General features: G+C 61.6%; 13 protein-coding genes. 1 reads left to right on the top strand and 12 read right to left on the bottom strand.

The genetic code is table 11. The features are described 5' to 3' along the window. Nucleotides 1–129: 129 nt before the first annotated feature. Entirely contained in the window at nt 130–1,611 is a 1,482-nt protein-coding gene (gene purF, locus BM131_RS00770) for an amidophosphoribosyltransferase (protein WP_090184593.1), read from the bottom strand. Between the two features lie 287 nt (nt 1,612–1,898). On the opposite strand from purF, the gene BM131_RS00765 reads away from it, so the two are divergent. Then, nucleotides 1,899–3,020, top strand: a complete 1,122-nt coding sequence (locus BM131_RS00765) for an AI-2E family transporter (protein WP_090184179.1) — start codon at nt 1,899–1,901, stop codon at nt 3,018–3,020. An 18-nt stretch (nt 3,021–3,038) separates the two neighbouring features. Here the strand turns inward: BM131_RS00765 and BM131_RS00760 are convergent, their stop codons facing one another. The 11 genes from BM131_RS00760 to pyrC form a co-directional block, all read right to left on the bottom strand. Next, nucleotides 3,039–3,602 carry a CvpA family protein gene (locus tag BM131_RS00760; RefSeq protein ID WP_090184177.1) on the bottom strand — a complete coding sequence of 188 codons (564 nt, stop codon included), beginning with the start codon at nt 3,600–3,602 and terminating at the stop codon, nt 3,039–3,041. Between the two features lie 17 nt (nt 3,603–3,619). Continuing rightward, nucleotides 3,620–4,990, bottom strand: a complete 1,371-nt coding sequence (radA, locus tag BM131_RS00755; protein WP_090184174.1) for a DNA repair protein RadA — start codon at nt 4,988–4,990, stop codon at nt 3,620–3,622. Nucleotides 4,991–5,040: 50 nt separating this feature from the next. After that, nucleotides 5,041–5,493: a paraquat-inducible protein A gene (locus BM131_RS00750; RefSeq protein ID WP_090184172.1), complete on the bottom strand. Its 453-nt coding sequence runs from the start codon at nt 5,491–5,493 to the stop codon at nt 5,041–5,043. Next, entirely contained in the window at nt 5,490–6,305 is an 816-nt protein-coding gene (locus tag BM131_RS00745; RefSeq protein WP_175499114.1) for a DNA repair protein, read from the bottom strand. The genes BM131_RS00750 and BM131_RS00745 overlap by 4 nt, the downstream gene beginning before the upstream one ends. Nucleotides 6,306–6,670: 365 nt before the next feature. Next, nucleotides 6,671–7,705 (bottom strand): alanine racemase, encoded by a 1,035-nt coding sequence (gene alr / locus BM131_RS00740; protein WP_090184170.1) that lies wholly within the window; start codon nt 7,703–7,705, stop codon nt 6,671–6,673. A 187-nt stretch (nt 7,706–7,892) separates the two neighbouring features. Beyond that, the gene (locus BM131_RS00735; protein ID WP_090184168.1) at nt 7,893–8,708 is read right to left on the bottom strand and encodes a COG3904 family protein; all 816 of its coding nucleotides are present in this window, start codon (nt 8,706–8,708) and stop codon (nt 7,893–7,895) included. After that, nucleotides 8,705–10,036, bottom strand: a complete 1,332-nt coding sequence (locus BM131_RS00730) for a hypothetical protein (protein WP_245754091.1) — start codon at nt 10,034–10,036, stop codon at nt 8,705–8,707. Before BM131_RS00730 ends, BM131_RS00735 begins: the two co-directional genes overlap by 4 nt. Before the next feature lie 148 nt (nt 10,037–10,184). Beyond that, nucleotides 10,185–10,634 (bottom strand): GNAT family N-acetyltransferase, encoded by a 450-nt coding sequence (locus BM131_RS00725; RefSeq protein ID WP_090184165.1) that lies wholly within the window; start codon nt 10,632–10,634, stop codon nt 10,185–10,187. Continuing rightward, nucleotides 10,621–12,123, bottom strand: a complete 1,503-nt coding sequence (locus BM131_RS00720) for a replicative DNA helicase (protein ID WP_090184162.1) — start codon at nt 12,121–12,123, stop codon at nt 10,621–10,623. The genes BM131_RS00725 and BM131_RS00720 overlap by 14 nt, the downstream gene beginning before the upstream one ends. Nucleotides 12,124–12,340: 217 nt before the next feature. Then, nucleotides 12,341–13,018 (bottom strand): orotate phosphoribosyltransferase, encoded by a 678-nt coding sequence (locus BM131_RS00715; protein ID WP_090184159.1) that lies wholly within the window; start codon nt 13,016–13,018, stop codon nt 12,341–12,343. 65 nt (nt 13,019–13,083) lie between these two features. Beyond that, nucleotides 13,084–14,133, bottom strand: a complete 1,050-nt coding sequence (pyrC, locus tag BM131_RS00710) for a dihydroorotase (protein ID WP_090184156.1) — start codon at nt 14,131–14,133, stop codon at nt 13,084–13,086. Between the last annotated feature and the right edge of the window lie 36 nt (nt 14,134–14,169).

Below are 14,169 nucleotides of genomic sequence, written 5' to 3'. Positions count from 1 at the left end.
GCGCAGCGGCAAATGAAAAGGGCCGCCCGAAGGCAGCCCTTTGTTGTGCGATTGTCCGCCAGCGGCGCAGGTCCGGTTGGCAAGGCTTAGCCGATGCGGCCGCGCCTGACGCAAATGTGTTTGCCGCGTTTACTCGGCCGCAACCTTTGTCTTAAAACCGCGTTCGATCATATCGGTCGGGGTGATGGGATATTCACCCGTGAAGCACGCATCGCAATACTGCGGCGACTTGGCGTCGCGGCCGCCAGATTGGCCAACCGCGCGGTACAAACCGTCAATCGAGATGAACTTGAGCGAGTCGACGCCCAAGTGATCGCGCATCTCATCCTCTGTCATACGGGCGGCCAGCAGCTTTTCACGCTCTGGCGTATCGACGCCATAGAAACACGGCCACTGCGTCGGCGGGGACGCGATGCGAAAGTGCACCTCTGCGGCGCCAGCCTCTAGGATCATTTCCTTGATCTTTTGGCTGGTGGTGCCGCGCACAACGCTGTCGTCCACAAGGATCACGCGCTTGCCGCGGATCAGGGCGCGGTTGACGTTCAGCTTTAGACGCACGCCCATGTTGCGGATCTGCTCTGACGGCTCGATAAATGTCCGGCCCATGTACTGGTTGCGGATGATCCCCATCGCATAGGGAATACCCGATTCCAGTGAAAAGCCGATGGCCGCAGGGGTGCCGCTGTCAGGGACGGGGCAGACCAGATCGGCATCGACGGGCGATTCTTTCGCCAACTCGCGGCCAATGGCTTCGCGGGTTTCATAGACGGACCGGCCGCCAAGGATGCTGTCTGGGCGGCTGAAATACACGTGTTCAAAGATGCAGAACCGCGATTTGGCCCGGCGGAAAGGAAAGTGCGACTGCACGCCGGTTTCAGCGCTGATCACAACCATTTCGCCCGGTTCGATTTCCCGGATCAGGTCGGCACCCACGATATCAAGCGCGCAGGTTTCCGACGCCAGCACCCAGCCATCGCCCAGTTTGCCCAGCACCAATGGGCGCACGCCCAGCGGGTCACGGCAGCCGATCAGCTTGGACCGGGTCATAGCGACAACGGAAAACGCGCCTTCGACCTTGCGCAGGGCTTCTTCCATGCGGTCGGGGATGGTGCGGCCCATGGACCGGGCCATCAGGTGGATGATGCACTCGGAATCGGACGAGCTTTGAAAGATCGAGCCGCGCTCGATCAGTTCTTTGCGCAGGGCGATGGCGTTGGTGATGTTGCCGTTGTGGGCAATCGCAGCCCCGCCCATGGAAAATTCGCCAAAGAAGGGTTGCACGTCGCGGATCGCGGTCTGGCCCTTGTGTCCGGCGGTGGAATACCGGACGTGGCCGATCCCGACTTCGCCGGGCAGCATGGCCATCATATCAGCGCTGGTAAAGTTATCGCGGACAAGGCCCATGCGGCGGGCCTGATTAAAGCCGCTTGTCTCGTCGTAGGTGACGATGCCGCCAGCCTCTTGGCCGCGATGTTGCAGCGCGTGCAGGCCAAGCGCGATAAAGTTGCTGGCCTCTGTCACGCCGACGACGCCAAAGACCCCGCATTCTTCGCGCAGCTTGTCGCTGTCCGCATCAATATCAAAGGGATGGCTTGGCAAATCCTTCGCCAAGGTGGTGTCGCGCGGGGAGGTCGCTTCTGGCACGGGGCAGCTCCGAATCCGGGGAAGTTGCGGGGGTCTTAACGCGTAAGCGGGGCCGTGTCACGAGACTGATACACACGTCGGGGTGTGCGGACGCATTTAATTGCCGCAGCGCGGCGATGTGGCGGCGCATTGGGCTGTTTGGCATGATCTGTGGCAGGGACGGAACCTGCGTCGCGATGCCGCGTTAAAGCAGGTATAACAAGTAAATCACCCGGCGCGTTTTGCCGCATTTTGAAACTAATTTCAGGGCATTGATGAAACGCGCAACCCACCTTGAAGCGATCCGTCGCAGCCTAAACGTGATCCTTTTGATCGCGGTGTTTGTGACCTGCTATTTTGCCAAGGATCTGCTGTTGCCGATCCTTTTGGGCTTTTTGATCGCCCTGACCCTGTCGCCGCTGTCGCGCGGGTTGGCGCGGATCGGCATTCCGCATTGGGCCTCGGCGGTTGTTCTGATCGGCATGATTGCAGTGGCCGTTGGCGCTGTCATCTACTTTGCATCGGGGACAATTGTTGGCTGGATGGATACGGCCGGCACCATGGGGGACGAACTGCAAACCAAGCTGAGCGGCGTCTTCCGGCAGCTTGAACACGTACGTCAGGCCGGTGAGGATGTGGCGAGCATGGCTGGCACGGACCCCGCAGTGCAAGAGGTTGTCGTCAAGCAGCCGACCTTGATCGACAGCGCAATGGATGTGATCAGCACCATCGGTGCGACCACGGCTGTGGCGCTGGTGCTGGCGGTGTTCCTGCTGTCGTCGGGCAATATGTTCTACATCAAGCTGGTGCAGTCGTTCCAGACTATGAGCGGCAAGAAACGCGCCCTGACGATGGTTTACGACATCGAGCGGCGGGTGTCGCACTATCTGCTGACCATCGCTCTGATTAACGCAGGTCTTGGGATCTGCGTCGGATCGGCGCTGACGCTGCTGGGCATGCCCTATGCCTATATTTGGGGAATCGCGGCGTTCTTGCTGAACTTCTTGCCCTATCTGGGCGCGATCACTGGCGTCTTGATGGTCGGGGCCTTATCGATCATCACCTTCGACAGCTTTGGTTATGCTTTGCTGATCCCCGCCGCCTATCTGACCCTGACGACGATTGAAGGCAACTTTGTCACCCCCACGCTGCTGGGCCGCAAGCTGGAATTGAACACCGTCGCCGTGTTCTTGACGGTCGTGCTGTGGGGGTGGCTGTGGGGCATCGCCGGCGCGCTGGTCGCGGTGCCGTTCCTTGTGGTGTTCAAGGTTGTCGCCGACAACGTCGAGGGGATGGAGATCGTCAGCAACTTCCTTGGCGCAGCGGATGAAGTTCATCATGCCGAAGAGGTTGAAACACAAACGGCGGACCCCGTTACAGGACCCGCCGCATCGTAAGCAAAAAGGTGTGCCGGATTATTCTGCCGGCGCGCCGCATTCACCAACCAACTGCTGATACTGGGCGGTGACCCAAGACAGCGTGGCTTCTGGATCGCGCTCTGCGATTTTGCCAGTGATGTTGCTGAACACAACAGCAGAGCGGCTGTTGTCCACCATGGCAACGTTCTGGCTGGACAGCACAGTCTGGTAGACAAAGAACGCAACCGCCACCAGCAGCACGCCCCGGAATACACCGAACAAAAAGCCCGCAGCTTGGTCCAGCCCGTTCAGGGCAGAGCGCTGCACGACGCTGGAAAACAGCGGCGTAAAGATCGACACGACGACCAGCGCCACAGCGAACACGGCGGCAAAGGCCGCGATGATCGACAATTCGCAGCTGTCACCGATAAAGCTGTCCAGCCCCGGGATCTGTTTGACCAGCGGCTGCACCTGCGGCGCAAAAATGAACGCCAGAACCGTGGCACCGATCCAACCTGCGATCGCCATAGCTTCGCGCATCAGACCGCGGCTATATGCCAGCAGCGCTGAAATCACGATAATACCAGCGACAACGGCGTCGATGATTGTGAAACCTTCCAATGGATGTCCCCCCGGGGTCAGCCTTGGCGTGCGCCAAAGACCTGTTCTACGAAACCAGCCAGATCCTGCATTTCACGCAGCTCTAGTCCGGCAGCCCCGGTCCCTTTCGGCAGCCGCGGCATGATCGCCGAGGTAAAACCAAGTTTTTGCGCCTCTTTCAATCTATTTTCCGTCTGAATGACGGGACGGAGCGCACCAGACAGGCTAATTTCACCAAAAATAACGGCTTCTTTGGGTAAAGCTGCGTCTTCTCGGGCACTGACAAGGGCGGCGGCGACCGCCAGATCGGCTGCAGGTTCGCTGATCCGCAGGCCGCCCGCGACGTTCAGATAGACATCAAGCCCCGTGAACGGCACGCCGCAGCGCGATTCCAAGACGGCCATAATCATCGCCAAACGCCCGCCATCCCAGCCCACAACCGACCGGCGGGGCTGGCTGTGGGGGCTGGGCGCGACCAGCGCCTGAATTTCGCACAAGACGGGGCGCGTGCCCTCGATCCCTGCGAAAACGACCGATCCCGGCGCAGGCTCGCCGCGTTCGGACAGGAACAGGGCAGAGGGGTTGCGCACCTCTGCCAGACCCTTGCCTGTCATCTCGAACACGCCAATCTCGTCTGCGGGGCCAAAGCGGTTTTTCACGCTGCGCAGGATGCGGAACTGGTGGCCGCGCTCGCCTTCGAAATACAGCACGGTGTCGACCATATGTTCGACCACGCGGGGGCCCGCGATGGCGCCTTCTTTCGTGACGTGGCCGACCATGATGACCGACATCCCGTGGGTTTTGGCAAAGGTCGTCAGCTCGTGCGCGCAGGTGCGGACTTGGCTGACGGACCCGGGGGCCGAATCGACATGGTCCGCCCACATCGTCTGAATCGAATCGATGATCGTCAGATCGGCTTTTTCCGCCTCTAGCGTGGTCAGGATGTCGCGCAGATTGGTGTCAGAGGCGAGCATGACAGGGCTCTTCTCTAACCCCAGCCGCTGTGCGCGCATCTGGACTTGCGCGTTCGATTCCTCGCCAGAGACATAGATGACCTTAAGCCCATTGCGCGCAAAGCGGGCGGCGGCCTGCAGCATAAGGGTCGATTTGCCGATCCCTGGATCGCCGCCGACCAGCAGGGCAGACGCCTTGACCAAGCCGCCGCCCAGTACGCGGTCCAGTTCGTCCACGCCCGCAAGGGTGCGGGGCGGTGCGGCCTCTTGCGTGGCAAGGTCGGTCAGCTTGAGCGTTTTGCCCCGCCGCCCGCCGATGGATGTTTTCTTGGGACCGGCGGCAAGGCCGGTATCCTCGTGAATGGTGTTCCATGCGCCGCAGGCTTCGCATTTGCCGGACCACTTACTGGTCGACGCGCCGCAGGCGGAACAGGTGAATGCAAGATCTTTGGCCATGTTCACCTTTTGGACCGGAATCGCAGCAGTTGCAACGGGGGCCGCGCGCGTCAGTGCTTTGACGCAAAGCGCTGCGTCAGACCGGACACCATGATGGACGCAAGGATGCATCCGGTGAACAGCCACAGGCCCCATGCGGTTTCGACCCGTCCGATGCCCGCGCCCTTGATGATCACCACGTACAGAGCAATCAAAAACACATCCGCCATCGCCAGTTTGCCAGCCCAGGCCAGCGCAGGCAGCAGGCGCGGGCTAAGTAAATCATGGTGCATCAGCGCCAGCCCGATGGTTTTCAGCATGGGCGCGAATAGGGCTAGCGCGGTCACGAGTAAAGCCAGCAGCGGATCGCTAGGCCACAGGCTTTGCAGGCCAGAAACGACGCTGATGTCGGACAGGCCGAACAACGGCAGCAGGCCTGCGCGCAGCAGGGGCGCGAACCATGACAGCGGGAACAGGATCAGCAGCGCCAGATTAAGGCCGCGCAGCCAGACGGGCACGGTCATTCGGCAGCCGGCTTTTGCGGCAGGGACACGATATTGGTTCCGCCGGCGCTGCGCTGCGCACGGCGCTCGACCTCTGCCTGAAGCACGGCGGCATCAAGCGATTCGTCATGTTCCAGCGCGTAGCCAAGCAGGGGCAGGGTGCTTTGCAGGCGGTCGTCCAGATAAGTCAGCTGGCTGGCGACGCGGGCTTCCTCAATCTCGACCTGTTCGGACCACGTGCGGATCTGCTCGCAGATGTGCAGGGCTTCCATGATCCGCTCTTGCTGCTCTTCTGCGGCCTGCTGGCGCTGGCGCAGAAACGCTTTGGCGCGGGCGACACGTTCGGCGGAATACACTTCGGCCAGATGACGGCTTTGCACGCTCATTTGCGCAGCGACTTCCATGACGCCGGCCTCAAGTTGCGGCAGGTCAGGGTGGTCACGCAGATAGGCAAGGCGTTCGCGTACGGCATCAAATTCAGAGCTAAGCGTGAACACCCCCGCGCGGTCGGCGGCGTGGACATCGTGATAGGCGCGCGCGACGTCATCCATACTGATGTGAAAATTGCGGTGGCTGGTTTCCAACTTCATCATGCGCATATGGGTGGGCAGGAAAAATGCCATCGCGCCCAAAATCGCAGTTAGCGCGCCTTGGATCCACGGGCCGGCATTGGGATATGCCACGCCGCCAAGCGTCGCGTCTATTTGCAGCCAGCCCGCGACGCCAAGGGCGCAGAGTACGGTGTAGAAAATGGCGCAAAACGCAAAGAACGACACGGTGAAAAGAGCGAGGCTGTGCATCAACCGCACAAGGTCGCGCAAAGTAGTGGTCATAAGCCGCCGTCCCGTCGCATAAACATGAATAAATCTATAATTTGATAGTTAGGCTATTTGCAAAGCAGGTCCATTGCTTTGGCTCTGGCCAGTTCACCCCATTGTTTCCACTGTGGAAACGAGGGGCTGGCGGACGGGCGACGCGACCGTCCTTTGCGGCGATGTGAGCGCCGCATTTTCGCCTATAGAGCGAGATCTTGTTGTTTTGCGGATTGTGCCCGCAGGCAAGTCCGGTTCAGCGTCAACAATCTAAGGTTCAGCTTTTCCGCAGTTTTTCGTGAACTGTGGCAATAAGATGGCAGAATTGCGGCATTCCGCCGATCAGGTCGGCCATAGCGCGATGGAATTACCGAATCGCGGCAGCCCTAGCCGACGTAGCGGCGCGAATAACGCGGGCTAAGGCCGGTCAACATTTCATAGCCGATCGTGCCTGCACTTTGCGCTAAGCTGTCCACCGGTTGCGCGTCACAGATAAAGGCCAGCGCGGCGGGATCCTCGTTCAGATCGGTCACGTCTACCGTGATCAAATCCATCGACACGCGGCCCACCAGCGGGCAGGGCGTGTCGCCGTGATACAGCATTGCACCGCGCGACAAGGAGCGCAGCAAGCCGTCGGCATACCCCGCAGCGATGGTCGCAAGGCGCGTCGGACGTTCCGCTTGCCACGAATTACCGTAGCCGACGACCTCGCCCGCGGTCAGGTCGCGCAACTGGATGACGGGCAGATCAAGGCGCACGACGGGGCGGGCATCCTCGAACGGCAGGCCGCCGTAAAGGCCGATGCCGGGGCGGCATTCGTCAAAGTGATAGTCCGGCCCCAGCAGGATCCCGCCCGTCGCAGCAAGGCTGCGCGGCGTGGTGATCCCGTCGGTCATTTGGTGGAAAATATCCAGCTGGTATGGGTTCATCGGGTGATCAGGCTCGTCTGCGCAGGCCAGATGCGACATGACGACAACGGGTTTGCGGCGCAGCGCGGCCTCTGCCACGGCGGCCCAGTCGTCCCATTCCAGACCAAGGCGATTCATGCCGGTGTCCAGTTGCAGGCCGAAGGAATGATCTGGCAGCGCTTCGAAATGGCGATTGATCTGGTCGATGGTGTTCAGGATCGGTGTCAGGTTCAGGTCGGCGATCATATCGGTGTCGCCGCGCATGTGCCCGGTCAGCACCCGGATCTGCGCCTTGTCGCCAACAGCGGCGCGCACGGCGGCCCCTTCTTCGGCCATGGCCACATAGAAGGTGCGCACGCCTTGCTTGGCCAGCGCCTTGGCGACGCGGTCCGCGCCGAGGCCGTAAGCGTCCGCCTTGATGACGGCGGCGGTTTCGCACGACGTCAATGCATTCAGGCTGCGCCAGTTCGCGGCAAGGGCCGCAAGGTCGATTGTCAGGTGTCCAGTGCTCATGCGGCATCTTTTGACAGGACAGGGGTGCGGCGGCAAGAGGCGGGATTTCGTGTTTTTCGCGGGGGCGGGTGCCTCCGGCGGGAGTATTTGGGGAAAAAGCGAGGAATGGGGCGATCAGTAAGGCGGATGGGGTGGAGGCCGTATGCCTCCGGCGGGAGTATTTGTGGCAAGATGATGGGGGCTGCGATTAGTCAGGAGTGGTCAGGTTGTAAGTCTGCATTTCATCCGGGGTAAGCAGGTAGATTTCGTCGGGCGGGGTGAGAAGCGCGTGGCGCATGATCAGCGGGTCGATGTCCATATCGGACAGGTATTCCATCACCTCGCCCTGGCCGCGTTGGATGTCTTCAACCGCCATAAAGGCGGGCAGGGCGGTGTTTTTGCCAAAATAGTGTTGGTGCACACCGACAAGCGCGCCGTCCTCGACGGTGCGGGTTGTGCCTGCGGCGAGCAAGTAGGGGCAGGCGGAGAGGCAGATGTCGGTGGCGGTCATGCGCGCCCCGATGCCAAGGCTGCGGATTTGGCGTCCCATGGCGAGGGCGTCTTGGACCGAGCCACCGGGGGAGTTGAGGAAGGCCTGCGTGGGCGCGGGGTCGACGGTGGTCAGAAAGTCGGCAAAGCGGGCCGCGTCGCCGGGGGCGATTTGGCCGGTCAGAGTGATGACGGGCTGGCCGTCCCAGACGGCGTCTACAAATTCCAGGCGTGACGGCATGTCTGTCGTCGTGGGAATCGGGCGCGAGCCGGGCCGGGCCGGGCGCGGGTCGATTTGTGCCGGGTCATAGCGCCGGGTTTGATCGCCGGGGCCAAGGGGCTGGGTGATATCGGGCGCGCTTGAGGGGAAGGCGAGCTGCGGCAGCACCCGCAGCATGTCCGAGCCCAGCAGGACGGCAGCGAAGACCAGTTGCAGGCCGAAGATCCAGCGCAGCATACGGCTGGCGGGCCATTTTGGCGCGGCTTGGGCCTGCTCTTTGGCTGTATGGGGCAGCGGCGGGGGCAGGTCGGTCATGAGGTGGTTGTGTCGTCTGTGGTTGCGTTGTCTGGGGCGGCGGGTTTCGGGGTGGCGACGGGTGCATCAGAGAGAGGTACGGGCGGGGTCCGAGGCTCTGACCGCGCAAGTGATGTGTCCATATCGCGGATCGCAGTGATCGCGGCGCGCAGCTCTGACAGAGTCATCGAATCCTCGACCGCGGTGCCATCGCGGCCTGTGCGGATGGCAGCTTGGGTAACCGCAAGGATGAGCACCAGCACGGCAGGCAGCAGGTCAATCGCGATCGCGCCGGCCCAACTGGGGATGAAATTGCCCGCGTAAAGGATTACCGCGTCGGCCGCGCTAATTGGTGTGTAGCTGATTTCCTGCGGCGGGGTCATCGACAGCACGTCTTGGGCCGCCGCCTGCAAGGTTTGCGCGCGTTGCTGCAGGACCGAGAGCACCGAATCAATGGTTGCTTGCTGGCCCGCGCGCGTATCGCTGTCGGAGCCGTCAAGGCTGGGGAGCACGACGGCGTCCGTCAGGTCAGTCGCCGCGCGGTTCACCAAGGGCGCAACAGAAAGCTGGCGCAGCTGGGTGATCACATTGGCAAGGCGCACGGCCTCTTCAGAGAAGGGGACAGAGCGGGCCTCCACCGGGCCCTGCTCGACGGTTAGGGCGCGCATGCGCGACAGGCTGGCGTTGCCTTCCGCGAAGGCTTGTTCGACGAGGGGCTGCTGGGCCGTGATCTGCGCCTCGAGCGCGGCAAGTTCGTCGGATTTTTGCCGCAGCAGGCGGAAGACCGCACCTTGGCCCGCAAAGCCAGAGAGCTGACCGGTGGCCTCTTGCTCGCTCAGGTCATCGAAGGATTGCCGCACGCGGGCGACGTCGCGGGCCAGCGATTGGGCTGACTGGGTAATCTCGTCGCTGCGTTCCAGTGCGGTCTGGTATTGCTGCACGGTTGTCGCAAGGTGCTGTTCCACGGCGGCAGCCCCGGCAAGGGCAGCGGCGTTCAGCCAAGACGACATGGCGACGATGGCAAGGCTGCCCAGAATCATCGACAGGCCAAGGCCGATGCGCGCGCCTGCGGTGCGCACGGCGGGGACAAGCCGCATCATATAGGACCAGAAGACGAAGATGCCGACGGAGACAGCGACGGAATAGGCCAGCGCCGCAAAGACAGAGAGCGCACCGTTGTCATCCAGCAGGGACGACACGCCAAGGTAGGTATAAATGCCAGAGGCCACGGCCAGCACGCCAAGCGCAGTGCCGGTGATGCTGTCGAGCCAGCTGACATGATCCTCTAGGTCGCGGGCATTGCGGATATTGCGGGCCTGCGTGCGGGTCAGGTGGGTGTCGTCGGTCATGGCGGCCCTTTCGGCGGTTTGATCCAAGATAGGGCCGCAGGCGGGGGTTGCAAATGACAGGGCCGTGGGCGGCCCGTGCCGGGCCGCGTGGAGGCTTTGCGCCTCCACACCTCCGCAAGGTATTTATGACCAGAAGAAGGGGGGGGCGTTAAAGCTGTTTTGAAAAGCGCGGGCCGGGGGCGCGGCGCATATACCCAAGGGATTCGTAGGCAACTTGCGCGCTGATATTTTGCGGGTCGGTCCCAATGGTGACGTAGCTGCAGTGCAATGTGCGGGCGTGCGTTTCCACGTTGGTCATCAGAGCGCGACCAACGCCTTTGCCGCGCCAATATGGCGCGACGTACAGGTGGTGTAAATCGATGCCGCGGCGAGCATGTTGCACCTGCGCCGTGGGCAGCATGAGAGCGTAGCCGATGGGCTGTGCCCCGGCCTCAGCGATCAGGCCCCAAACCCAAGGTGGCGCGGCGAATAGATCGCGGTGCAAGGCCACAGGATCGGCCTTCGTTGTCTCGTCATGGAATCTGCCAAGCGCGTCAGACATCGACGCCAGCGCGGGAACATCCGTGGGTGCAACCCCGCGAATGTTAAAACCCGACATCGCCGCCGCCGCCGTCTTGCTGCCATGGCTTCACAAGGTTGCCGAAGCGGGTGAAGCGACCCTCGAACGACAGTTCCACTGTGCCGATGGGGCCATGACGCTGCTTGCCGATCACGACTTCGGCCTTGCCGCGCAGGCGTTCCATCTCTTCTTGCCAGATCGAGATTTTGTCCATCTCGTGATCGCCGGGCTTTTCGCGTTCCTTGTAGTATTCCTCGCGGAACACGAACATCACGACGTCGGCGTCCTGCTCGATCGAGCCGGATTCGCGCAGGTCAGACAGCTGCGGGCGTTTATCTTCGCGGTTTTCCACCTGACGCGACAGCTGGGACAAGGCGATCACGGGGATCTGCAATTCCTTGGCGATCGCTTTCAGGCCCATCGTGATTTCCGAGATTTCGTTCACCCGGTTTTCCGACCGACCCGTGCCGCGCACCAGTTGAAGGTAGTCGACAACCAGCACGTCGAGGCCTTGCGTCCGCTTGAGCCGCCGCGCGCGGGCGGCCAGCTGAGAGATTGGCAAGGCGGGGGTATCGTCGATGAACAGCGGGCAGGATTCCAGCTGCTTGGCGGCATCGACAAAGCGGCGGAATTCCACCTCTGTCATGTCGCCGCGGCGGATTTGTTCGGACGGCACCTCTGCCGCCTCTGACAGGATACGCGCGGCCAGCTGTTCTGCCGACATCTCGAGGCTGTAGAAACCGACGACGCCGCCGTTGACTGCGCCTTCGGTGCCGTCATGTAGAATGCCTTTTTTATAGGCCTTCGCGATGTTGTAGGCGATGTTGGTCGCGAGCGAGGTTTTACCCATCGACGGACGACCCGCGAGGATCAAAAGGTCGGATTTGTGCAGGCCGCCGAGCTTTTTATCCAAGTCGATCAAACCGGTAGAGACACCCGCCAAGCCGCCATCGCGCTGATAGGCGGCGTTGGCGACGTTCACGGCATCAGTGACGGCGCGCAGAAAGGACTGAAAGCCGCTTTCTGCTGTGCCGCTTTCGGCAAGGGCGTAAAGCGCTTGTTCGGCCTCGACAATTTGGTCTTTGGGTTCGGACGAGACATCGACCTTTGACGCCTTGGCCGAGATACTTTGCCCAACCTGAATAAGCTGCCGCCGGATCGCCAGGTCATAGATCATCTGCGCGTAGTCTCGCGCGGCGAAAGCAGAGGTCGCGCTGGCGGCAAGGCGCACGAGGTAGGCACCGCCGCCAAGTTCGGCCAGGCCCTCGTCGTCTTCCATGTAGGATTTCAGCGTAACGGGGCTGGCGAGCGCGTTCTTGGCAAGCCGCGCGGCGGCGCAGTCAAAGATGCGCGCGTGGACCGGGTCATAGAAATGCTGCGGGCCGACGACAGAGGCGATGCGGTCGAAAATATCGTTGTTCGTCAGAATCGCGCCCAACAGCTGCTGCTCTGCCTCGATTGAATGGGGCATGGCGTCCACGGTGGCCTCGTTCGTGCCGGTCGCGTTAAAAGTGCTGATCTCGTTCATCTGATCCCTGTCCCCAATTACATGTCCGCGATGCCCCCGCACGCGTTCACTGGTCATAGACCAGCCCGCCGCCGGACCCAAATTGTATATTTTTGTGGAGAAGTCCGCCCCAAGCACCTTAGCACAAGATGTGCTATGCGGCTAGCGCGCGGCCACAATACAAGGGGCCACGCGCGGGAAAACTTTTAATTGCTCAGCGAGTTTTCGCTTGGTTTGCTTAGACCATCACGCCGGGGGCCCAGCCCGCCGGGTTGCGCAAATAGGCTTCAACCGTGTCCAAGGTTTCCTTGTCAAAGCTGCCGCGCGCGCGCGCGACTTCGAGCACATCCCACCACGTGCACAGGTGCAAAAGCTGCACGCCGTGGTCCGATAGACGCTCTTCTACGCCCTCAAAGATGCCGTAGAAAAAGATCACAGCGGTGGCAGAGCAGGTGGCCCCGGTGTCGCGGATCGCATCGACGAAGGACAGTTTAGAGCCGCCATCGGTGGTCAGATCCTCGACCAGCAAAACGCGCTGGCCTTCGGTCATCACGCCCTCAATGCGGGCATTGCGGCCGTAGCCTTTGGGCTTTTTGCGCACATAGGTCATCGGCAGGGCAAGGCGTTCGGCGACCATGGCGGCAAAAGGGATGCCTGCCGTCTCGCCGCCGGCGATGTTGTCGAATGCCTCAAAACCCACTTCGCGCATGATGGTGACGGATAGGAAATCCATCAGTGTGGCGCGGATGCGGGGGTAGGAAATCAGCTTGCGGCAATCGACGTAGGTCGGGGCCTGCTTGCCGCTGGCATGGGTAAAGGGCGTCTTGGTGTTGAAATCGACAGCCCCGATTTCCAGCAACATGCCAGCGGTCAGGCGGGCGATTTCGTCTTTTGCGGGAAAGCCGGTGGGGATCATGTCGAAAACCTTTTGTTCGGTGGGGGCGAAAAGTTTTGTGGCGCGAAGACGTCAGTGAATAGTCTTCAGGTCACACGCCAATGCAGGGGGAAGCCGGGATCAAAGACAGTGACGGGGCCATCTGCCGTGTCGATCTGAGCGGGGTAGGACACGGGGTCGCCTTTGACCAAGCGGATCGTACCCTCGTTCGGGGCCATGCGGTAAAAGGCGGGACCGTTCAAAGAGGTGAAGGCTTCCAACTGGCGGAGCGCGCCTGCGGCCTCGAACACCTCTGCCAAGCAGGACATTGTGTTGGGCGCGGTAAAGATCCCGGCGCAACCGCAAGCTTGCAATTTGCCCGCGTCGGTATGCGGGGCGGAATCCGTGCCAAGGAAAAAGCGTTTGTCGCCAGACACCGCCGCCTGCACCAGCGCAATGCGGTGGGTTTCGCGTTTCGCCACGGGCAGGCAATAGAAATGCGGTTTGATCCCGCCCGCAAGGATGTGGTTGCGGTTGATGATCAGGTGGTGGGTCGTGATCGTCGCGGCCAGATTCTTGGCCGTATCGCGCACGTAATCCACCGCGTCCTGCGTCGTGACATGCTCCATCACGATGCGCAGGTCGGGGTTCTTTTTGCGCATCGGCTTAAGGATGCGGTCGATAAACGTCGCCTCGCGGTCGAAGATATCGATGCTGCTATCCGTGACTTCGCCGTGCACACACAGGGGCAGGCCGATTTCGGCCATACGGTCCAGCACCGGGCGCACTTTATCGAAATCCTGCACGCCGCTGGCAGAGTTCGTGGTCGCGCCAGCCGGATAAAGCTTCACCGCGGCGATCAAACCGGCCGCATGGGCGGCGGCGACGTCGTCCGGGTCAGTCTCTTCGGTCAGGTAAAGCGTCATCAGCGGCACAAAATCGCTGCCCTCAGGCCGGGCGGCTAAAATGCGGTCGCGGTAAGCGCGCGCCTGATCGCCTGTGACGACAGGCGGCACCAGATTTGGCATGATGATGGCGCGGGCAAAATGCCGCGTCGTTTCCGGCAACACGGCTTGCAACATCGCACCATCACGCAGGTGCAGGTGCCAGTCGTCTGGGCGGCGCAGGGTCAGGTCTGTGATTTTTTGGTCAGGCATGAGGCGGGCATACACCCAAGGCCCGCCCCTGACCAG

It is taken from the genome of Loktanella salsilacus (assembly GCF_900114485.1).
Lineage (GTDB): Bacteria > Pseudomonadota > Alphaproteobacteria > Rhodobacterales > Rhodobacteraceae > Loktanella > Loktanella salsilacus.
The sequence above is the reverse complement of the archived record's forward strand: the minus strand, read 5'-3'. Positions and strand labels throughout refer to the sequence as shown.